Annotated in this window: 20 protein-coding genes and 3 tRNA genes; 1 reads left to right on the top strand and 22 read right to left on the bottom strand. The window is 43.2% G+C overall.

Going from position 1 to position 22,427, the window contains the following annotated elements; all coding sequences use genetic code 11:
- Window positions 1-100 precede the first annotated feature (100 nt).
- The 4 genes from ADH27_RS07410 to purD all read right to left on the bottom strand — a co-directional run bounded on the left by ADH27_RS07410 (window position 101) and on the right by purD (window position 3,381).
- Entirely contained in the window at window positions 101-358 is a 258-nt protein-coding gene (locus tag ADH27_RS07410) for a hypothetical protein (protein WP_152904106.1), read from the bottom strand.
- A 1-nt stretch (window position 359) separates the two neighbouring features.
- Window positions 360-1,451 carry a 5-(carboxyamino)imidazole ribonucleotide synthase gene (gene purK / locus ADH27_RS07405; RefSeq protein ID WP_048717073.1) on the bottom strand — a complete coding sequence of 364 codons (1,092 nt, stop codon included), beginning with the start codon at window positions 1,449-1,451 and terminating at the stop codon, window positions 360-362.
- A complete protein-coding gene (gene purE, locus ADH27_RS07400; RefSeq protein WP_048717071.1) occupies window positions 1,438-1,926 on the bottom strand; it encodes a 5-(carboxyamino)imidazole ribonucleotide mutase in 489 nt (162 codons plus the stop codon). The genes purK and purE overlap by 14 nt, the downstream gene beginning before the upstream one ends.
- A gap of 192 nt (window positions 1,927-2,118) precedes the next feature.
- Window positions 2,119-3,381, bottom strand: a complete 1,263-nt coding sequence (gene purD, locus ADH27_RS07395; RefSeq protein ID WP_048717069.1) for a phosphoribosylamine--glycine ligase — start codon at window positions 3,379-3,381, stop codon at window positions 2,119-2,121.
- Window positions 3,382-3,566: 185 nt separating this feature from the next.
- Between purD and ADH27_RS07390 the strand changes: the two genes are divergently transcribed.
- Complete coding sequence (locus tag ADH27_RS07390; protein WP_048717067.1) at window positions 3,567-4,580, top strand: GBS Bsp-like repeat-containing protein; 1,014 nt, start codon at window positions 3,567-3,569, stop codon at window positions 4,578-4,580.
- Between the two features lie 54 nt (window positions 4,581-4,634).
- Here ADH27_RS07390 and purH read toward each other — a convergent pair whose 3' ends face one another.
- From purH to ADH27_RS07300, 18 genes are all read right to left on the bottom strand, one after another.
- Complete coding sequence (gene purH, locus ADH27_RS07385) at window positions 4,635-6,182, bottom strand: bifunctional phosphoribosylaminoimidazolecarboxamide formyltransferase/IMP cyclohydrolase (RefSeq protein WP_048717065.1); 1,548 nt, start codon at window positions 6,180-6,182, stop codon at window positions 4,635-4,637.
- Window positions 6,183-6,256: 74 nt separating this feature from the next.
- On the bottom strand, window positions 6,257-6,811 hold the full coding sequence (purN, locus tag ADH27_RS07380; protein WP_048717063.1) for a phosphoribosylglycinamide formyltransferase: 555 nt from the start codon (window positions 6,809-6,811) through the stop codon (window positions 6,257-6,259).
- Window positions 6,811-7,833, bottom strand: a complete 1,023-nt coding sequence (gene purM / locus ADH27_RS07375; RefSeq protein WP_048717061.1) for a phosphoribosylformylglycinamidine cyclo-ligase — start codon at window positions 7,831-7,833, stop codon at window positions 6,811-6,813. The genes purN and purM overlap by 1 nt, the downstream gene beginning before the upstream one ends.
- Window positions 7,834-8,078: 245 nt before the next feature.
- Window positions 8,079-9,518, bottom strand: a complete 1,440-nt coding sequence (purF, locus tag ADH27_RS07370; RefSeq protein WP_048717059.1) for an amidophosphoribosyltransferase — start codon at window positions 9,516-9,518, stop codon at window positions 8,079-8,081.
- Between the two features lie 12 nt (window positions 9,519-9,530).
- Complete coding sequence (locus tag ADH27_RS07365) at window positions 9,531-13,256, bottom strand: phosphoribosylformylglycinamidine synthase (RefSeq protein ID WP_048717058.1); 3,726 nt, start codon at window positions 13,254-13,256, stop codon at window positions 9,531-9,533.
- Between the two features lie 208 nt (window positions 13,257-13,464).
- Window positions 13,465-14,172, bottom strand: a complete 708-nt coding sequence (purC, locus tag ADH27_RS07360) for a phosphoribosylaminoimidazolesuccinocarboxamide synthase (RefSeq protein WP_048717056.1) — start codon at window positions 14,170-14,172, stop codon at window positions 13,465-13,467.
- Between the two features lie 169 nt (window positions 14,173-14,341).
- Complete coding sequence (locus tag ADH27_RS07355; protein ID WP_006595305.1) at window positions 14,342-14,587, bottom strand: acyl carrier protein; 246 nt, start codon at window positions 14,585-14,587, stop codon at window positions 14,342-14,344.
- Window positions 14,584-15,588, bottom strand: a complete 1,005-nt coding sequence (plsX, locus tag ADH27_RS07350; RefSeq protein WP_048687892.1) for a phosphate acyltransferase PlsX — start codon at window positions 15,586-15,588, stop codon at window positions 14,584-14,586. Before plsX ends, ADH27_RS07355 begins: the two co-directional genes overlap by 4 nt.
- Window positions 15,585-16,364: a DNA repair protein RecO gene (gene recO, locus ADH27_RS07345; protein ID WP_048717054.1), complete on the bottom strand. Its 780-nt coding sequence runs from the start codon at window positions 16,362-16,364 to the stop codon at window positions 15,585-15,587. The genes plsX and recO overlap by 4 nt, the downstream gene beginning before the upstream one ends.
- Entirely contained in the window at window positions 16,348-17,529 is a 1,182-nt protein-coding gene (locus ADH27_RS07340; protein ID WP_048717052.1) for a pyridoxal phosphate-dependent aminotransferase, read from the bottom strand. The genes recO and ADH27_RS07340 overlap by 17 nt, the downstream gene beginning before the upstream one ends.
- A 164-nt stretch (window positions 17,530-17,693) precedes the next feature.
- A complete protein-coding gene (gene srtB / locus ADH27_RS07335; protein WP_048717050.1) occupies window positions 17,694-18,548 on the bottom strand; it encodes a class B sortase, LPKTxAVK-specific in 855 nt (284 codons plus the stop codon).
- Between the two features lie 93 nt (window positions 18,549-18,641).
- Entirely contained in the window at window positions 18,642-19,250 is a 609-nt protein-coding gene (abpA, locus tag ADH27_RS07330; RefSeq protein WP_048717048.1) for an amylase-binding adhesin AbpA, read from the bottom strand.
- Between the two features lie 188 nt (window positions 19,251-19,438).
- Window positions 19,439-19,579 (bottom strand): hypothetical protein, encoded by a 141-nt coding sequence (locus tag ADH27_RS07325; RefSeq protein WP_023027442.1) that lies wholly within the window; start codon window positions 19,577-19,579, stop codon window positions 19,439-19,441.
- A 50-nt stretch (window positions 19,580-19,629) separates the two neighbouring features.
- The gene (locus ADH27_RS07320; RefSeq protein ID WP_048717045.1) at window positions 19,630-20,604 is read right to left on the bottom strand and encodes a ribose-phosphate diphosphokinase; all 975 of its coding nucleotides are present in this window, start codon (window positions 20,602-20,604) and stop codon (window positions 19,630-19,632) included.
- A 160-nt stretch (window positions 20,605-20,764) separates the two neighbouring features.
- Window positions 20,765-22,012, bottom strand: a complete 1,248-nt coding sequence (gene pcsB / locus ADH27_RS07315; protein WP_048717043.1) for a peptidoglycan hydrolase PcsB — start codon at window positions 22,010-22,012, stop codon at window positions 20,765-20,767.
- Between the two features lie 143 nt (window positions 22,013-22,155).
- A tRNA-Ser gene (locus ADH27_RS07310) sits at window positions 22,156-22,243 on the bottom strand.
- 4 nt (window positions 22,244-22,247) lie between these two features.
- Window positions 22,248-22,321: transfer RNA gene (locus ADH27_RS07305), tRNA-Ile, on the bottom strand.
- Window positions 22,322-22,354: 33 nt separating this feature from the next.
- Window positions 22,355-22,425: transfer RNA gene (locus tag ADH27_RS07300), tRNA-Gly, on the bottom strand.
- Window positions 22,426-22,427 lie beyond the last annotated feature (2 nt).

Below are 22,427 nucleotides of genomic sequence, written 5' to 3'. Positions count from 1 at the left end.
AAAATCAATTCCTTTCCTTCAGTAGTTATCTGGCTTCTCTTGTTTAACAAATGAGTTGACGATGAGTTGAATCCTATATTCTCCCCATTCAATTTAAATACTATTCTTCCTCAGAATCTTCGTAAACACAAAATTCAATCGAAAGTTTTATAGGGCGACTTGTTAATCCAAAACTCTTTATATAATCATAGACCTCATCATCATCGCGGATATGCTTTATAACTAATTGATTATTTGTTATCTCTACAACATGAATCCCTTCTGCATCAGGAATTTCTGGAATCTCTACATCGTCCGCATAAGTAAATGTTAGAGTAGTAATATCATCTTCGAATACATCATCAAATTCTTCTGTCATTTTAAAAATCAATCCCTCTCCCAAACTCAACCACATTATCTGGTTCATCACTAAACAAAGTCACATGTCCCATTTTGCGGTTGTGCTTTGCTTCTAGTTTACCATATAAGTGGAGGTGAGCGCTTGGATTTTCTGTCACATATGTTTCAGCAGCCTCGACGTGTTGGCCGAGAACATTGAGCATAACAGCTGGTGCATGGAGGTGAATAGCAGGAAGTGGTGCTCCGAGAACGCCCAAGATATGCGTGTCAAACTGTGAAAAGTCACAGGCTTCAATTGAGTAGTGACCTGAATTATGTGGGCGAGGCGCGATTTCGTTGACGATAATGTCATCAGCTGTCGCAAACATTTCCACGCAAAGAGTTCCAGAAAGGTTGAGTTGTTCTGCAATTCGCACTGCCATGGCCTTGGCTTTTTCAGCTAGACTTTCAGAAATGCGAGCGGGCACAATGGTTTTTGAAAGAATGTTGTTGCGGTGGATATTTTCCTGAACGGGAAAGACTGTCACGTCCTTGCCGTTACCTGACACGATGACCGAAATTTCAAGGTCAAAGTTGACGAACTCTTCTAAAACGCAGTCTGCTGAATCAGCTAAAGCATAGGCCTCTTCCAAATCTGCTTCTGAACGAATGACCTTCTGACCATGGCCATCGTAGCCACCAGTCGCCGTCTTTAGGACATAGTTTTTCGACAGATCGATATCTGTCAAATCTTGTCTTGAGGTCACAACCTTGTAAGGAGCTACCGTCACTTGGGCCTTGTTGGAGAGGAAGTCCTTCTCAAAGATTCGATTTTGAGAGATGCGAAGCAGATCTGTTCCTTGTGGAAGCTGGCCTTCTTTGATAACAGCATCCAAACCATCAGCATCGACATTTTCAAATTCATAAGTGAGAACATCACAGCGGTCTGCCAACTGACGAAGGGCTTCCACATCGTCGTAAGGAGCTACGATGATTTCTGCCACGCGAGAGGCTGGGCAATCAGCTGCTGGGTCCAAGGCGATAACCTTGTGTCCCATGTAGATAGCTGAGATCGCCATCATCTGACCGAGTTGACCACCACCGATGATACCAATGGTTTTAGTTGAGCTCATTTGTAGACTCCTCTGCAATTTTTCCTTGTTCTTCAGCAAAATCCGCCAAAGCTGTCGCAATAGCCTGATCCTCTACTGAAAGGAGACGAAGGGCAAAGAGGGCAGCGTTAGTCGCACCGGCTTCACCGATTGCCATGGTTGCGACTGGCACTCCACCTGGCATTTGAACGATAGAATAAAGAGAATCCACACCGCTAAGGGCACGAGACTTGACAGGTACCCCGATAACTGGAAGGGTTGTTTTAGCAGCAACCATCCCTGGCAAGTGAGCAGCGCCACCAGCACCCGCGATGATGACCTTGATGCCACGGCTACGTGCTTCTTCGGCATGTTTGAACATGAGGTCCGGTGTACGGTGTGCGGAAACAACTTTCTTTTCGTAAGCGATGCCGAAGTTGTCAAGGACTTCAGCAGCTTTTTGCATGGTTGCCCAGTCGGATTTTGAGCCCATGATGATGGAAATTACTGGTTTCATAGTTAATAATATCCTTTTCTTTTTTGATAATGGTCTTAGGTGGTGGGGACGGAAGCAAACCTTCGGTTTCATTCCTAAACTTTGAGCCTAAGGTCTCAAAGTTTCCCCCGACCAGAACAGAAACTGTTCTGGTCTTTTCACTACGGCGACCATTATCGTATTTGGCGACTTCGTCGCGTTATTTTTATACTTTTACTTTATAGCCTTGCTACCGATATCCGTACGGTAGAACAGGCCTTCTGTGTTTTGTTTATCGAGTTCCTTGTAGATGGTGTCTTGGGCTTCTTTGACAGTATCAGCTGTGGTGACCAACATGTAAACACGTCCTCCGTTTGAGAGGAGGTCTTGGTCGTTTTCAGCGAATTTAGCACCAGCATAGTAAGTGATGATGTCGCCTTCTGTCTTGGCTGGAAGCTTGACACCCTTCTCATAAGCGAGTGGGTAGCCGTTTGAAGCTACAACCACGCCTAGTGTCACACCCTTGTCCGTCCAAGTGATAGTTGGCTCTTTGCCATCCAAAATGTCAGTGATATTTTGTGCAAAGTCAGATGTCAAACGAGGCAAGATGATTTGCGTTTCAGGATCTCCAAAACGAGCGTTGAACTCGATGACTTTAGGTCCGTCAGCTGTCAAGATAAGTCCCGCATAAAGGACTCCAGTGTAAGGACGACCTTCTTTGATCATACCTTCAAGAACTGGCTTGACAATGGTGTCAACCGCTGTGTCAACCACGCTCTGTGGCAAGTGAGGAACTGGCGCATAGGCACCCATCCCACCAGTGTTAGGGCCCTTGTCGCCATCATAGGCACGTTTGTGGTCCTGAGCCGTTGGCATGATGTAGAACTTGTCCCCATTGACAAAGGCAAAGAGAGAGAATTCTTCCCCGTCAAGGAATTCCTCGATGACCACACGCGCACCTGAATCACCGAATTTATTGTCCAACAGCATCTCGTGAGCGGCTTCAACTGCTTGCTCAACTGTCTCCGCAACGACAACACCTTTCCCAAGAGCAAGCCCGTCTGCCTTGACGACGATTGGAGCGCCTTTTTCTTCGATGTAGGCCTTGGCTTCCTCGAAATCTGAAAAGGTTCCATAGGCTGCTGTCGGAACGTCGTATTTGACCATGATTTCCTTGGCAAAATCCTTGGACCACTCTAACTCAGCTGCAGCCTTGGTCGGACCAAAGGCTTTGAGTCCTGCCGCATTGAAGTCATCCACGATTCCAGCCGCAAGGGCATCATCTGGACCGATAAAGGTCCAAGCAATCTCATTGACTTTTGCGAAGTCAATCAGCTTAGAATGTTCGGAAATTCCGATATTGATCAAATCCAGACCGTCTAATCGCATCCCGTCATTACCAGGAGCCACAAAAACCTGCTCAACGTCTGTAGACTCCAACAACTTCTTGGCAATCGCATGCTCACGACCGCCAGATCCAACAACCAAAAGTTTCATCTCGAACCTCTTTTGCGAATTATTTTATTAAATTATATCATAATCGTTCGTTTTATTCTAATGTTTCAAGGAATATCCGATGATTTTCATTAGAAAACAAACTTTTTTCATTATTTTTTAAATTTCTGCTCCTTTTTACGAATATTATAATTGAGACCTCTAATATTTTTTAAAAAAGGAGTTTTATGCAGAGAATAAAGAAACTACTCTTGGCAGCTTGTCTTTTCTGGGCAGGAGCTTCACAAGTTGCAAGAGCAGACCAAAACGTCAATTATATCTACAAGGAAAAGGGACAATTAGTTGTCCACCTCGGGACCATTCCAGACCGCTTCCAAAGCGTTAGCGTCCCCATTTGGTCCGAGCAAAACGGACAAGACGACCTCATTTGGTATCCTGTCCAACGAGGAGAAAATGGGTTTGATTTGCAAGTACCTCTGACCAATCATTTGGATCAAGCAGGACTTTATCATATCCATGTCTACGGTATCCATTCTAACGGAAATATTGAAGGACTGTTTCCTCTACAGACAATCGTTGAAAAAAAAGACCTGGCATCTTCCCAACCCAAGATTACAGTCCGACCTAGCACTACACAGCTATTTGAGATCCAACTCCAGCTTTTTGAAGATGTGGAGGAGGTCTTCTTTCCCATCTGGTCTGAACAAGATGGCCAAGACGACTTGATCTGGTATCCCGCAAAAAGAACGGCACCCGGTCGCTACCAATTATCCTTCAATGCCGAGAAACATACAGGGAAAGGAACCTTTCATCTCCACGTCTACCAAAAAGACAAGGGGCACTTAAAAGGTTTACTTGCCACTGAATTTCAGGTCGAGCGGGCCAAACCTGCTCCAATGGTCACCCAATCGGATAATTACTATCCCGTCGGTGAATGTACCTGGGCAGCCAAAGAGCTGGCTCCTTGGTCACAAAACTGGTGGGGAAACGGTGGCATGTGGTCAGCTAGTGCACGCGCTGCGGGCTTCCGGACAGGAAATACCCCAGAGGTCGGTGCTATCGCCTGTTGGGATAATGGAGGCTATGGCCACGTTGCAGTCGTGACGGAGGTCGAACATGATCAAAAGATCCAAGTGAAGGAAGCTAATTACAATGGAAATCGGACCATCAACAATTTCCGTGGCTGGTTTGACCCCACGAATGTTGTCTGGGGAACAGTCAGCTATATCTATCCAAATTAAGGAATTCCTAACCAGAACAAAAGGCGCTCAATCATCGATGAGTGCCTTTTTAGATTAATGTCTGAAGTGACGAACACCTGTAAAGATCATGGTTAAGCCATATTTGTCAGCCGCTTCGATTGACTCTTGGTCACGGACTGATCCACCCGGTTGGATGATAGCCTTAATTCCTGCCTTAGCGATTTCTTCCACGTTATCCGCAAATGGGAAGAAGGCATCAGAAGCAAGGACAGCGCCGTCAAGGCGGTCTTTAGCTTGGTCAATAGCGATGCGGACAGATGCCACACGATTGGTTTGACCTGGCCCAACACCAAGTGTCATGTGGTCGTTGGTCACGATGATACCATTTGATTTGACGTACTTGATGGCTTTCCAAGCAAACTCAAGAGCTGTCGCTTCTGTCTCCGTTGGTTGACGTTTGGTCACCACTTGCCAGTCAGCTGGACTTTCTTTGACCACGTCTTGGTCTTGAGCGAGGAGACCACCAACAACACCAGTGTATTCTGCTTCTGCTTCACTGGCATCTTGAGCATCAAATGGCAAAGCTAGGATGCGCAAGTTTTTCTTCTTGGTTGTCAATATTTCAAGCGCTTCGTCTGTGTAGCTTGGTGCAATGATGATTTCAAGGAAGACACCGTGCATCTTCTCAGCTGTCGCAGCGTCCACTTCACGGTTGAGAACGACGATTCCACCGAAGATGGATACTGGGTCAGACTCATAAGCGTAATCCCAAGCAGTTTCGATGTCATCAGCTTGACCGATCCCACATGGGTTCATGTGTTTGAGAGCCACAACTGTTGGACGGTCTTTGAAGTCACGGATGATCCGAATCGCAGCATCCGCGTCACGGATATTGTTAAAGGACAATTCCTTACCGTTGAGCTGTTTCGCTGATGCAATGGAATAATCCGTTGGCAAGGCTTTTTGATAGAAATCGGCATCTTGTTGAGGGTTCTCACCGTAACGCATTGGTTGTTTGAGATCATACGTCAAAGTGAGTTTTTCAGGTTTGCTTTCACCCACTTGAGCTGTGAAGTATTCTGCGATCAAAGCATCATAGGCTGCTGTGTGGCGGAATACTTTCGCTGCCAAACGTTGGCGAGTTTCGTAAGAGGTTTCGCCGTTGGCTGCCAATTCATTAAGCACAACAGCGTAGTCAGCAGGGTCTACCACAACCGTTACGCTAGCGTGGTTTTTCGCTGCTGAACGAAGCATGGATGGTCCACCGATATCAATGTTCTCCACCGCGTCAGCGTAAGTCACATCTGGTTTAAGGATGGTTTCCTTAAATGGGTAAAGATTTACCACAACAAGGTCGATGAGCTCAATCTGATTATCCTTAGCAGCCTCTAGGTGACTATCAAGATCACGACGAGCGAGAAGACCTCCGTGGATATTTGGGTGGAGGGTCTTCACACGACCGTCCATCATTTCTGGGAAACCAGTCACATCATCGATGGCAATGGTGTCTACCCCAGCATTATCAAGGGCAACTTTAGTCCCACCTGTTGAGATAATGTCCCAACCAAGTTTCTTGAGTTCTTGGGCAAATTCAACAATGCCCGCTTTGTCTGAAACACTAATTAGTGCGCGTTTAGTCATTTTTTTCTTTTCCTTTTTTAAAAAAGTTCTTCATCTGCTAGAGTCAAAAATGTTTTTTCAGCTCTAGGGCTTCCTTATTTTCGTGCAACTCCCAAATGTTCCAAGACTTCTGGATAGAGCTTGTACTCTGTTTCGTGGATGCGCGTCTCGAAAGTATCAAGGGTATCCCCTTCAAGGCGTGGCACACGGACTTGTTTGATGACCTTACCAGTGTCCACACCAGAATCCACCCAGTGAATAGTCACGCCAGACTGGTCAACGCCTGCATTCCAAGCATCCTCAATACCATGAGCACCTGGAAATTCAGGAAGATAGGCTGGGTGAATATTAATGATACGGCCTTCATAAGCTGCTAGCAAGGTTGGACCGACGATTTTCATATAGCCTGCCAGACAAACCAAGTCAATCTGATGTTCATCCAAAAGTTCGACAATGGCTCCTTCATAGTCTGCCTTGTTCTCAAACTCTTTGAGTTCGAAAGCGTAGGATAATACCCCTAGCTTTTCGGCACGTTCTATGACATAGGCATCCCGGTGATCTGAAAAAACAAATTCTACTGGAAATTGTTCCGCAATCACCTGAAAGTTTGAACCATTCCCGGAAGCAAAAACAGCAATCCTTTTAGCCATTATTTAATCACCACACTTGCGCCATCTTTCTTCACAATTCGACCGATTTCATAAACAGGTTCATCAAGAAGTTCTTTGACACGTTCCACATTTTCTGGTTTGACCGCAAGCATGAGACCAATTCCCATGTTGAAGATTTCAAACATTTCTTCGTGTTTGATTTGGCCATATTTTTCAAGGGCTTTGAAAATCGGAAGAACTGGAACTTTGCTTTCGTCAATTTCAGCAGCCAAGTCATCCGCGAACATCCGTGGTACATTTTCGATGAAACCACCACCTGTGATGTGGGCAATCCCGTTGACCAATTCTTCTTTGATGAGTGGCAAAACAGCCTTGACGTAGATACGAGTTGGTTCCAAAAGAACGTCTTTAAGTTTCTTGCCTTCTAACTCAGGCAATACTTCTTCACCTGTGTAATCCGCAAAGACACGACGAACGAGTGAGTAACCATTTGAGTGGATACCGCTTGAGGCAAGTCCAAGAATCACATCACCTGCTGCTACTTTTGAACCGTCGATGATCTGAGATTTTTCTGCAACACCAACAGCAAAACCAGCCAAGTCATAGTCGTCTTCACCATACATACCAGGCATTTCAGCCGTTTCTCCACCGATGAGGGCTGCACCAGCTTGTACACACCCTTCGGCTACTCCTGCAACGACCTGTTCCAATTTAGCTGGTTCATTTTTACCAGTTGCGACGTAGTCCAAGAAGTAGAGGGGCTCCGCACCTGCAGCGATGATATCATTGACACACATAGCCACACAGTCTTGGCCAATGGTATCGTGTTTGTCATACTTGATAGCCAGCATGAGCTTGGTTCCGACACCGTCCGTCCCTGAAATCAAAACTGGCTCTTTGACACCTGTTTTTGAAAGATCAAACATACCACCGAAACCACCAAGAGCTCCCATAACACCCGCACGTTCCGTACGTGCCACGTGTTTTTTGATCCGTTCAACAACTTCATAACCCGCTTCAACGTCCACACCCGATTGAGCGTATGCATTCTTATTTGTCATTTTTTAATCCTTTTCTTTTTTTGAGAAAGAGTGCGACGTATTTTTAGATAAACAATTATTTTATCTAAAAATACTAGTCAGGTCTCTAGCTTTGGTCCCATAGGACAAAGCGTCTACTGATAAATGCTTTAGCTTTTAGTCAGTAGTGAGACGTGGCGCGTAAGCATTTTTGTTTGTCATTTGTTTATTACTTTTTCTTTTCCTAGATCCTACTGATGATTGATCAGATTCACTTGTAAACATTCTTAATAAAAGGATGTCTGCTCATTCAAGCTTTCCAAATAGCGTTCTTCATAGTCATACAAAGGGGTTGGGTATTTCCCATCAAAGTAAGCCACACAAAGACCACCGTTTGGTGCATCGGTATCAATGCCAATAGAATCAATCAAGCCATCAATGGACAAGTAGGTCAAGCTATCCGCACCAATAATCTCACAAGTTTCCTCTACTGTGTGGTTGGCTGCGATCAGCTCTTCACGGCTCTGAATATCAATTCCATAGAAACATGGATAAGCCAGAGCTGGACTGGCAATTGCTACATGGACTTCGGTAGCCCCTGCTTCTTTCAACAGTTTCACAATCCGACGAGAGGTTGTCCCACGCACGATGGAATCATCAATCATGACAACCCGTTTGCCTTTCACGACCCCAGATACGGCAGAGAGCTTCATTCGCACTCCTTGTTCCCGCAATTCCTGAGTCGGTTGGATAAAGGTCCGTTGGACATACTGATTCTTGATCAAGCCCATTTCATTTGGCAGACCGGATTCTTCCGCAAAGCCCATGGCCGCACTGAGAGAAGAGTTGGGCACCCCCACCACAATATCTGCCTGGTTCTTAAATTCTCTAGCCAACTGAGCTCCCATCCGCTTGCGAGCTGTATGGACGTTGACCCCTTGGATATTGGAATCAGGACGAGCAAAATAGATATACTCCATAGAACAAATTGCTAGTTGAGTATCATCCGTATAGCGATCATAGGTAATGCCATTTTCATCAAAGATCACGAGCTCACCAGGATGCACATCTCGGATCCATTCTGCCCCAATCACCTCAAAGGCACAGGTTTCCGAAGAAACAACCAAGGCACCATTGGCCATTTTCCCGATGGAAAGAGGACGGAATCCATTTGGGTCTAGAGCTGCGATCAGCTTATCTTCAAACAACATCAGATAAGCAAATCCACCTTTGACCGTATTGAGTGCTTCCTTGATTTTCCCCATAAAGGAAGGGTTGTGGCTCCGACGGATCAAGTGGGCCAGAATTTCTGAGTCAGAGGTCGAGCTAAAGATGGCTCCATTTTTTTCTAATTCCGATTTAAGCGATTGGGCATTGGTCAAATTCCCATTATGGGCCAGACCAAACTGCGTATCTTGAAAGCGGAAGAGGAAGGGTTGGATGTTATCCACAGACGCTTCCCCCGCTGTCGCATAGCGAACATGTCCAATAGCAGAAGATCCTGTCAATTTTTCCAAATTTAAAGGATTCCGAAAGACTTCTGAAAGCAGACCTGTATCCCGATGACGTCTCAAAGTTCCTTGGTCATTGGCCAGGATTCCTGCCCCTTCTTGTCCCCGGTGTTGGAGACTGTGAAGGCCAAAATAGGTGAGTTTTGCTGCGTCTGGATGTCCCCAAATCCCAAAGACTCCACACTCTTCATTAAGAGATTTTACTTCGTATGTCATGTTGTATACCTTTTATTTTCCAGTAAAGTATTGAACTGCTGATGCAAAGAGATGTTGATCTTTATTTCCTGGAATATTTTGGAAGAGACCAGCTTCGAAACGTTCTGAGTGACCCATCTTCCCAATAATTTGACCGTTCTTACTTGTAATTCCTTCGATCGCATGGACAGATCCGTTAGGATTGTATTTAGAATCCATGCTTGGGTTGCCTTCGAAGTCAACATATTGGCTAAAGATTTGACCATTGTCACGAAGCTCCGCGAATTCCTCAGCTGTCACGACAAACTTCCCTTCACCGTGTGATACTGGGATGGCATGGATGTCCCCAACTTGCACTCCAGCAAGCCATGGTGAGTTGGTATTGGCAATCCGTGTTTCTACCATCTTAGCCACGTGTTGGTTGGCATCATTGTAGAAGAGGGTTGGACTCGTGCTACTTGCATCTTCAAAGTTACCGTATGGAAGAAGACCTGATTTGACAAGAGCTTGGAATCCATTACAGATACCGATAATCAAACCACCTCTTTCGATGAAATGATCGATAGCTGCACGTACTTTTTCATTGAGCAAGATGTTAACGATAAATTTAGCAGACCCATCTGGTTCATCCGCTGCTGAGAAACCACCTGCAAAGAAGATAATGTTAGCTTTTTCGATATTGTCAACCATAGTGTCAACAGACTTGACAATTGCCTCTTCATTCAGCGTGACAAATGGTACCAGGTTAACTTTGGCACCTTCTTTTTCAAAGGCCTTAGCGGAGTCATATTCTGAGTTGGTACCTGGGAATACTGGGATGTAAACCACTGGTGTCTCAACTGTTTCTTTAGCCTTGATAACAGCATCTGATGCCACTGCAGGTACTTCTTCTAACTCAGTTGCTTGTGCAAATTCTGTTGGGTAAACCTCTTCCAATTTACCTTGGAAGGCACTGTCAAGTTTGTGTCCATCAAGCGTTACACCGTTGACAACTAGTGTAAAGTCTGCTACTGTTTGTCCGATCTTGGCAACACCTGCAATTTCTTCAGGCGATGTGAAGACGAATCCACCCAATTGGGCTGTCAAGCTAGTGTCAAGGTCAGCTAATTCGACATTTGCTCCGATATGGTTACCAAATGTTGCAAGTGCAAGAGCTTCAACCACACCACCATATTTAACAGCTGATGCGGCTGTCACTTTGTGGTCAGCTTGGATGGCTTCAAATTGAGCAAAGTTAGATTTGATAAGTTCGAAGTCAATTTCTTGTGCCAAAGCTTGACCAGGAATGTAGTAAATATTTTCACCAGCAGCTTTAAATTCTGGAGAAAGGACTTTGCGGCTATCTGCAGTTGTGACCCCAAAAGCAACCAAGGTTGGTGGTACGGTTAATTCTTCAAAGGTACCAGACATCGAGTCTTTACCACCGATAGATGGTAAACCAAGTTGAATCTGAGCTTCGATGGATCCAAGAAGAGCAGCTACTGGTTGACCAAAACGCTCTGCTTGTTTATCCATCCGCTCGAAGTATTCTTGATAAGAGAAACGAGCCTTAGACCAGTTGGCACCAGCAGCAACCAAACGAGCGGTTGCTTCAATCACTGCATAGGCAGCACCATGATATGGAGACCATTCTGCGATGTATGGGTTAAATCCTTGGGCCATAACAGAGGCAGTCGTTGTCACGCCATGTTGAACTGGCAATTTCTGAACAGAAGCTTCCGTTGGTGTGACTTGGTAGCGACCACCCAATGGGTGATTGACTGTTGAACGACCAACTGAGCTATCAAAGATGGTTTGTAAACCTTTTTGACTGGCATGATTGAGGTCAGCCAAGACTGTAAGTGTATCTTCTTCAAGGGTTTCAGCAGATGTTTGGCGTTCTTCTGGAAGCTTGACATCCTTGTCAACCACCTTGGCATCGACAACTACCCGTACCCCGTTTGTATCAAGGAAACGACGTTCCAAATCAACGATGGTTTCACCATTCCAGTGCATGACAAGATTTGGTTTCTCCGTCACTGTCGCAACAACAACAGCGTCAATATTTTCTTTATTACAAGCTTCAACGAAGGCATCTACATTTTCTGGACGAACGACCACAGCCATCCGTTCTTGAGATTCAGAAATAGCAATTTCTGTACCATTCAAACCTTGGTATTTCAATGGTACTTTATCCAGATCAATTTCAAGACCATCTGCCAATTCACCGATAGCCACACAGACACCACCAGCACCAAAGTCATTTGATTTCTTGATCAGACGGGTTACATCCCCATTACGGAAAAGACGTTGAATCTTCCGTTCTTCGATGGCATTCCCTTTTTGAACCTCAGCACCAGCTGTTTCAACCGATTCAACCGTTTGAACTTTAGAAGAACCTGTCGCACCACCGACACCGTCACGTCCAGTCTTCCCACCGAGGAGGATAATCACATCACCTGCTTCAGGTTTTTCACGAACAACATTTTCCTTAGGAGCTGCACCGACAACAGCACCTAGCTCCATACGCTTGGCAACGAAACCTGGATGGAAGTATTCACGAACATAAGTTGTTGCAAGACCAATTTGGTTCCCGTATGAAGAATAACCGTGGGCCGCTGTTTTAGAAATCACTTGTTGTGGCAATTTACCAGCGCGAGTCTCTGAAATTGGCGCTGTAATATCACCAGCACCTGAGATACGCATGGCTTGGTAAACGTATGAACGCCCTGACAATGGGTCACGAATGGCACCACCGATACAAGTAGCCGCTCCACCAAATGGTTCAATTTCCGTTGGGTGGTTGTGAGTTTCATTCTTGAACATGAGAAGCCATGGTTCTTTGACACCATTGACATCCACTTCAATTTCAACTGAGCAGGCATTGATTTCATCAGACACTTCCATGTCATCCAACCGACCATTAGCACGCTCATAACGGCCAAAAATAGTCGCCATATCCATCAAGGTTTGAGGTTTTTCTGTACGTCCCAACTCATCACGCATGGCAACATACTTGTCATAAGTCGCTTGCAATTGTTTTTCAAATTTAGAAGCCGAGAAGTCGATATTTTTCAACTCAGTTTCGAAAGTCGTGTGACGGCAGTGATCAGACCAGTAAGTATCCAAAACCTTAAGTTCAGTCTCAGTTGGTACACGTCCAATAGATTTGAAGTAATCTTGAATGAAGAGAAGGTCATCCACTTCCATTGCCAATCCTTGCTCAGCCTTATACTGTGCAAAATCTTCTGCCGTATAGCTTTCAAAGAAAGCCAAGCTTGGAATGGTCTTGTCAGACTCAGAGAAATCCTGTTTCGCGATGCCAACAGTGATATCTTTGAAACGAGAATCCACTGGGTTCAAGAGGTAGTTTTTGACAGCTTCCAACTCATTCGCATCAATATCCTTGTTAACCAAGTAGAGTTGTGCTGTATTCACTGTTACATCATTTGAACTACCAAGCAAAAGCAAAGCTTCTTGTGAAGATGCCGCCCGTTGGTCAAATTGACCAGGCAAGCTTTCAATGGCAAAGAAAGCATGCTTCTCAAGATCAGCCTGAACCGCAGCTTCATCCAAAACAGTATCGGTCACCTGCTCAGAAAAGATGTGTTTTTCCGCACGCGCAAACAAATCCTCTGCCAAATTAAAGACATCGTAAACCTGAACAATCCGAAGATCCTTCAAGGTTTTCAACTGAAGATTATGCTGTAATTCTTTTACTAAAGAGTCCGATTTCACACGAAAATCAGCTTTTTTCTCAACGAAAATACGTTTATCCATTTTAGTTCCTTTATTTCTATTCAAATAAGTTATCGAAGACGAAGGTTTTTCCTTTCAAACAGGTTACATCAAGCCCTGTAATTTCTCCAACACAACTTTGTACACATCTGTCAGGCTGCCCAAGTCCCTACGGAGTGAAAAGGTCTAGTAGACCTTTTCAGCCTGAGTCCTTTTACTTGAAAGACGAAGGTTTTCCCTTTCAAACAAGTTACTTCAAGCCCTGCAATTTTTCTAAAACGACCTTGTAAACATCCGTTAAACTGCCCAAATCTCTACGGAAAACATCCTTGTCCATATGGTGCCCTTCCGCATCCCAAAGGCGGCAGTTGTCTGGTGAGAATTCATCTGCCAAGATAATCTTGCCATCCTTATCAAAACCAAATTCCAATTTGAAGTCAATCAAGCGAAGACCAATTTGTGCAAACCAATCTTTTAGCAATTCATTGATTCGACGCGTTTCTTCCTTGATATAAGCAATTTGCTCATCATTGGCAATATCCAAAAACTTGACGTGTTCATCATTGATAAACGGGTCATCCAACTCATCGTTCTTGTAGTAAAATTCAACGATTGGAGTTTTCAAGTCTAAACCTTCTTCAACACCAAAGCGTTTAGAAAAAGAACCCGCAGTCACATTACGAAGTACAACCTCCAAAGGAATGATGGTAACCTTCTTGTTCAATTGTTCGGTATCAGAAATACGCTCGATAAAGTGAGTTGCTACACCCGCAGCATTCAATTTTTCAAAAATAAGAGACGAAATCTGATTATTCAGCACACCTTTCCCCTCAATGGTCTCTTTGCGAGCTCCATTCAGCATGGTGGCCTGGTCCTTATAAACGGACTTAATCACATGTTCGTCTTCTGTACTATAAATATCTTTTGCTTTCCCCGTATAAATTAATTGATCGGACATCTTCTTGTTCGCCTTTCATCTTTTATCCCTTTCAGTGTATCACAGAGATGTTGTTTTTTCAAGTTAAATCCGTATCTTGTTCGCTTGTAATACAAAAATAATAAGAGATTGAATCAAAAAGATTCAACCTCTTATTTTTAGATGCTTATTCGTTCGTAAAAACCGAACTTTATTTGCTTGTTTTCTTCAAAACGTAGTCTACCATATCTCCAACAGTTGCCATGGCATCAATGTCTTTATCTGGGATATCAATTTGGTAGGCTTCTTCCAAATAAATAATGTATTCCATGAGATCAACGGAATCTACTTCCAAGTCCTTTCGTAAGTCCAAATCCAAAGTAACCTCATACTCAGATCCCTTATGATCTTTAATCAACCCTTCAACTAGTTTAAAAATTTCTTGATGACGACTCATTTCTCTTCCTCCAATTCTGATAATTCAACCACAGATTTACGGATAACATCTGTTTCTAACATGGTCCGGATCTGGCGAATCGTGCTATAGACTGCCTTGGCATCACTAGAACCATGGGTTTTCACGACAGGGGCTTGTAAACCAAACAAGACCGCACCTCCAACATCTGAATAATCCAAGGTCTTTTTCAAACCTCGTAGATCATTCTTCAAGAGAAAGGCTCCAATCTTAGCTTTCAAGCCACCACCACTAAGGACCGTTTTCAACTGTTTAAAAAGGCCCAGAGCAGTTCCTTCCATAGTCTTAAGGACAGCATTTCCTGTAAATCCATCTGTGACAATGACGTCAGCAACTCCATCCATCAAATCACGCGCTTCCACATTTCCTACAAAATTAAGAGAAGGATCTGCTGCTAATAATTGATAGGTCTCCTTGCGTAGGGGATCCCCTTTGCTTTCCTCTGTTCCGTTATTTAAGAGACCGATACGAGGTCGCTTAATGCCACGGACATTCTCTGCATAATAGGCGCCCATAATCGCATATTGGTGCAAGTGAGTTGGCGTATTTTCAGCATTTGCCCCCAGATCCAACATATCATAGCCCTTCCCATCAAGGGTAGGAAGAGTCGACATCAAACCTGGACGATCGATGACCTTGATCCGACCGACGATGAAGTAACCAGAGGCAAGAAGAGCTCCTGTATTTCCTGCAGAAAGCATCGCATCCGCTTCCCCATTCTTAACTGCATGCGCTGCCAAGACCATGCTAGCTTGCTTTTTCCGACGAATGGCACGAGTTGGCTCATCATCTGAGTTGATTTTCTCATCCGTATGGACGATGGATACCCGTTCAGTTGCTGTCAGATATTGCTTAATTTTAGCCTCATCCCCATACAAAATGACTTCAATATCCTTAAATTCTTGTATGGCTTGATTGACCCCTTCTACCAGGGCCTGTGGAGCATGATCTCCACCCATTGCATCAACTGCAATTTTTTTCATTTCCTACCTCCAGACTGATCTTTTAAGATCTCTCCCCAGCTTCCTAGGGAATCAATAAATTTCTTAGCTTTTAAATGAATGCCTACATATTCATCATAGAGTTGGTCTAGACACTTTCTCAACTCTTTCTTCATCTCATCATGGATGGAAATCGTCTCTAACTCACTAAATTTCACAGCTTGAAAACGATCCAGCAAATAGAGGGCATTTGGATCCCAGTGCGCTCGTCTTTCGTCACGATCATAATGATCTGGGCAAAGGACACCACCCAAGCGGAATGAAAAATCAAAAGGCAACCCCACTCGATGACAGACACAACACTCATGGACGTTTAAGGCAACACCAAATCGGGATAAAATCTGCATTTCAAAAATATTGGTCAAGATTTCATAATCCAAGCCCCGATCCATCAATTGCAAGGTCTGCTCTAAAAAAGCAAATAAAGCTGGATCAGGTTGACGATCCTGTATACTAGCATCTGCCAAGGCCAGTATATAGGTTGCGTAGGAAAGACGAAAAAGATCTTGATTAATCCCTTGGAAACTTTGAACCTCATGAATATCTTCGATATAGCTGAGTCCGTCATCATTGATTTTCAGATACATATCCGCTAAAGTCAACGGTTGGATCATAGAATTCAAGCGAGAACGATTGGCATGTTTCACGAAAAACATGAGCTTGCCAGCCTGCTCTGTAAAGATTTTAACCAGCTTATCGTCCTCTCGGTAATCCCGATGGTAGAGGACGATGCCACGACTCTCAATGCTCTCCAGCATGTTCTTTCATAAACTCCTTCAACCGACTCATCGCTTCTTGGATTACTTCCATACTTGCTGCATAAGACAAGCGCACATATCCTTCGCCGTATGGACCAAAAGCCATTCCTGGGATAAAGGCAACAGCTTTTTCTTGGGCTAGGAGCTTCAAAAAATCGAAAGAGTCTTGGTTATATCCTTGTGGGATCTTAGCAAAAATATAGAAGGCCCCATCCGGGCGGATAATATCAAAGCCCATGGCAGACATTTCTTTGATGATATAATCTCGACGCTCTATGTATTCTCGTTTCATCGGCTCTGCGTCGTCTTTACCAACTGTTAAGGCTTCAATGGCTGCATACTGGTTCATGGTCCCCGCTGCAGTCACCAAGTACTGATGACTCTTGATTAATTGAGCTGTCAAGGAAGCCGGCGCAAAGATAAAACCGAGTCTCCAGCCTGTCATAGCATGAGACTTTGATAAACCATTGATAATAATAGCTTGGTCCCGTAGATAGGATCCCAAAGAAACGTGAGGCTGTCCTGTATAGGTTAGCTCTGAATAAACTTCATCACAAACGACAAAGACTTCATATTTCTTCAAGACTCTAGCCAAATCCTGCATCTGCTCCTTAGAGTAGGTGACACCAGTCGGATTAGCTGGGTAGTTGAGAATAACCGCCTTGACGCGATTTCCTTGCTCTTCTATGGCCTTTTCTAAAGCCTCAGGACTGAGGATAAAGCGATTGTCTGTCGTATCGATTTCGACGACACTAGCCCCCATCAGTTTAATAATAGGTTCGTAACCAGGATAAGCAGGTGCTGGTAAGAGCACCACATCTCCCGGTTCCAATATAGCGGTCAAGGTCGCAGAAAGGGCCTCCGTTGCCCCAATCGTAACCAAAATTTCATCCTCTGGTCGATACTGTAGGTTATATTTTTCAGCTACAAACTGACTAGCAGCTTCTCGCAAAGCTAGCAAGCCACTCATCCCCGTATAATGACTCTGGTTGGCATCAATAGCTGCTTTTGCCGCTTCCTTTACATGATACGGTGTCGTAAAATCTGGCTCACCCAAGGTTAAGCGTAAAACACCTGGAATAGAAGAAATGGCTTGGTCAAACTGACGAATCAAAGAAATCTCGATTCGATTCAAATTTTGATTAAACCGTTTTGTTAAATCCATAGCCACCTCCAAAAAAAGTTCTATCACCATTATACTATAAATGGAAAAGCATCGCAAAAAAGGGGCTAGTCCCAACTAAAATGATACAATAATGGCCTTTCTCATCAAAAAAGGACTTAGCACATGCTAAATCCTCTCATTGAATAAATTTTACCAAATCTTTTCTATTCTTGACCACGTGTTGCAACATAATTCAACTGATCACCATGTTTCGCCAAGAAATCCTTCATTTCCGAATCCGGAATTTGACGAAGGTAGAGATTGGAACGAATAGTATCATCTTCTTCACGACAAGTAGACAAGACTAGGTACTTATCAGAAGCATTGATTTTGATATTTGGATTCTTGGTACGAGCTGACTCATAGATATTTTTCAACTGGGTAGTGAAATCTTCATCATCTGTGAAACTTGTACGATAGAAAGCAGTGGTTTCAGGAACAATGACCAAGCCCATTGCTTCATAATAATACTTACGCTCAGGTGTTTCAATAACTACGTAAGGATGCTGATTAAAGTACTCCTGGTTATCATAGAAGTTAACATCGTTAAACATCCGATGATCTTCAACCTGGCTCCCGCGAGCATGACCGAATAACCAGGTCAAACGATCACTAAAGTCTTTTTTATTATCAGTATCCATGAAAACAGTTCCCATTAAAGGTTGGTTTCCACCCTCAAACGTCTTATCCAAATAAGTAGCATTGTCCCCTGTTTGAACAACAGGCTCATCTAACTCAGTTCCTGGAGCATAAACATAGGCAATCGCTTCTGGATTGACAGAAGTTAATTGAGCAAAGCGGTTGGCTAAATACTCTTTTTCTTCTTGACTTGGCTCATACTTGACCTCTTTGCTACTTGCACTAGATGATGAGCTCGTGTCCTTTTTAACAGATGAGGTCTGTTTCCCAAATGGATTAAAGAGGACAAAACCACCTACAAGGGCTATAAGAGCAAGCAAAGCAAGAATAAGCGAAATGCCCTTTCTTTTAGAACTAGAATGTTTATCTGTACGATTCATAAAAATAAAATCCCCTACATACCGTTTACTCTAAAAAATAACACCGAGCCCGAAGGCTCAGTGATATTTAATTTAAGAGCTAATTAATAAAAATTATTTAACTGCGCTTGTTTTTGGAAGAGCTTTGTCAGCTTGTTTAGATCCAGCTTTACCAGCTGCTGCTGCTTTAGCTGCTTCTTCTGATTTAGCTGCTTCTTCTTTAGCTTTTTCTTGTTCAGCTTTAGCTTGTTCTGGATTGATTCCATGTTCTTTCAAGTAACGAGCATTTTTTTGCTCTGGAGTTTCATTCAAGATATAGTACTTGCCTTCAGCTTTCTTAGCTGTGTTTTGAATAGTTTGGAATTTTTGTACATATACGTTACGTACGTTTAAGAATGCTTTGTTATATGCTGCATCGTATGCTGCTTTAATTTCACCATACTTGTGGTCTCCACCTTCAACTGCATCCAAAGCTGCTTTAGCTGCTACTACTTCTGGATCAGCCGCTGCTTCAGCTTGGATTTCTCCCATGTGACCGTTAAGGTATTCTTCAACTGTACGAGCACTTTCAAATTCAGATTGGTTTTCGTAAGCTTCACGTGAATCGTAAGCACCTGGAAGGTTAGCTCCACCATTTACTGAAGGGTTGTCATTTGCAAATGCTGGTGCTGCTGCTGCAAAAAGTGCAAGAGCTGCTACTGATGATAATAAAACTTTTTTCATTGTTTTATCTCCTTTTTTCATTTTAAAAAATAATTCGTTACTTCGTAACTATTACTAGTTTACTACGATATATTTTATTTGTCAATAAAATCTGACCTATTTTTTAAATTAATTTTATATTTTTTTAGGTAAGAGAAGATTTGACTTTTAAAGTAGAAATCTTTTATTTTGTGAGTGTTTTACTTCTTTTATTTGATTGCACCACTTTTTGGCAAGGTCTTTTTTGGTAGACAAGGATCCATTCTATCCTCATTTTTTTGTGCTTCTTTCAGCAACTCCTCCCTCTGATTTTTTATCTTACTTTCTTTTTTTAACCAGTTGAAAAACATATCTTTCCTTTCTTAAAAAAGAGGCTCTCTACAACCTCTTTTTTACATTTTTAAGATTTTTTCGCATTTCCAATTTCAAATAGTGGAGACAGAGGACGTTTTTCATGGATGCGGATAATCGCTTCTGCCAATAGTTTTGCGATGGAGATTTGTTCAATTTTATCGATTAAGCGCTCTTCAGGTAGGTAAATGGTATCCAACACCACCAACTTCTTAATTGCTGATTTCTGAATATTGTCCATGGCTGGACCTGACAATACAGGGTGCGTACAACTTGCATAAACTTCTACAGCTCCTGCTTCAGCAAGTGCATCTGCAGCGTGGCAAATTGTTCCCGCAGTATCAATCATATCATCGATCAGGATACAAGTTTTCCCTTCGACGTTCCCAATGATGTTCATGACTTCACTGGTGTTCATTTTATCGACACTCCGACGTTTATCAATGATGGCAATTGGAGTTTTCAAAAATTCAGCTAGCTTACGAGCACGAGTCACACCACCGTGGTCCGGACTGACTACCACATAGTCAGAGCCAACCATGCCACGACGTTCAAAGTAGTCTGCAATCAATGGAGCCCCCATCAAATGATCCACTGGAATATCAAAGAACCCTTGAATCTGAGCAGCATGCAAATCAATGGTTAAGAGACGATCCACACCAGCAATCTCTAACATATTGGCAACCAATTTGGATGTAATTGGCTCACGAGCACGAGCTTTACGGTCTTGACGAGCATAACCATAATAAGGCATCACTACGTTAATGGTTTGAGCACTGGCACGTTTTAAAGCATCTACCATGATCAAAATTTCCATTAAATTATCATTGACAGGAGAGCTCGTAGATTGAAGAATATACACCTCTTTACCACGAATAGACTCCTCAATATTAACCTGGATTTCCCCATCTGAAAATTGACGTACGGTCGACTTACCAAGTGGCAATCCCATCTCCTTAGAGACACGTTCAGCCAAATCTTGGTTAGAAGATAAAGCAAACAGCATTAAATCCGAAAACGACATGATTTCCTCCACATAAATTTAACCACAATGTACAAATTGTACAAATCTTCTCTTTACCCATTGTAACGCTTTTTACATGATTTTTCAATCCATAATCCATCAAAAATTAAAATAGTAACTATAGTAAAAAACACCCACTTTTAGTGGGTGTTTTGAATTCTTAGTTTGGATAGATATAAGTAAGTGATCCTTGTGCATTCACTGGGTTAAACCATCCACGGTAGTTCCCAATGCTACGGATACCTAAGTAGTTAGATTCAGATACTTGGATACTTGTAGTAGATTGAACAGCTGTAACCACTGCCACGTGTCCATATCCACCGTCATTCCAACATGCAATAGCTCCAACTTGTGGTTGGCTACCAGTACGGAATCCAGCTGCTGCGGCACTTGCAGCCCACTGTGCTCCATTACCCCAGTAATCACCAGCCCAAGGTGCCAATACTTTCGCACCCCAAGTACATTCACCTACAGGGTATGAACTTGCAGACGAGCTGTATGTTGGACGACTAGTTGCAGCAGGTGTAGCAACTGTTTGAGTTTGAACTGCTGGTGCTACAGCAGGAGTTGAAACTGTTGCTTGAGGTTGTGCTGCTTCAGCTGCTGGTGTTTGAGTAGCAGCTTGCACTTGTGCTTGCAAGTTAGTATTAGCAGATGCTTCTACAGCCTTACGTTGTTCTTCTTGTTGTGCACGGTAAGCTGCTTCAGCTGCTGCTGCTTCAGCTGCCGCTTTCTCAGCTGCTGCTTTTTCCGCAAGCAAAGCATTCTTTTCGTTTTCTGCAGTTGATTTTTCAGCTGCCAAATTCAATTGTGCAACCTTCAACTCAGCTTCTTTAGTTGTCAACGCTTGCGCATCATCATCTAATTTTTGTTGGTTGGCAATAACAGTGTTGATTGCTTCATTGTTTTCTTTTTGCTTAGCGTCAATTGCTTCTTTATCGCGTTTTTGCTCTTCAAGCATTTTGTTGTTGGCACTAGCAATTTCATTCATTGCAGAAACACGAGAAATAGCTTCAGTCAAAGAACCAGAACTTACAATGGCGTTAATGTAACTTGTAGCAGTTCCTGTTGTTTGAGCACTACGTGCTTGGTTCGCCAATGATTCTTGACGAGCAACAATATTTTTTGAAAGCTCTTCAATCTCTGCTGAAAGTTTAGCAGACTCTTCGTTCAAACGATCATTTTCAGCTTTAAGAGTTTCTTGTTGTTTTTTGATTTCAGAAACTTGAGATTGAATTTGATCAACTTCTGCTTGTGCGCTTTGTTCTTTTGAACTCAAATCAGCAATCTTACTATCTTGTGCAGCGATTTTATCATCAGTAGAATCAGCTCCTACGGAAATAACTGTACCTACTTGTGATAAAGCAACTGTACTAAGTAAAATAGTCGTTAATAATTTTTTCTTCATAAAATAAAAGACTCCTTCATATAAGACACTAACTAGTATAACAGAAAATGAAAGATTTTATGTTACGCCTTTGTTACATTTTTATTTCTATTGATGTATCAAAGTAACAAAAAAGTTAGCTAGAAAGCTAACTTGATTCTCTACGGAGAATGGGGGATTCGAACCCCCGCGCCAGTTACCCGACCTAACGATTTAGCAAACCGTCCTCTTCAGCCTCTTGAGTAATTCTCCAAAATGGGCACGAGTGGACTCGAACCACCGACCTCACGCTTATCAGGCGTGCGCTCTAACCACCTGAGCTACGCGCCCAAGTTAAAAACTTGGTAATGAACAAATGTTCAAAGCGGGTGACGAGAATCGAACTCGCGACAACAGCTTGGAAGGCTGTAGTTTTACCACTAAACTACACCCGCTT

Origin of the sequence: Streptococcus sp. 343_SSPC, from assembly GCF_001072385.1 — a bacterium.
In the GTDB taxonomy this organism is placed as follows: domain Bacteria; phylum Bacillota; class Bacilli; order Lactobacillales; family Streptococcaceae; genus Streptococcus.
This window is presented reverse-complemented; position numbering and strand designations above follow the sequence as displayed.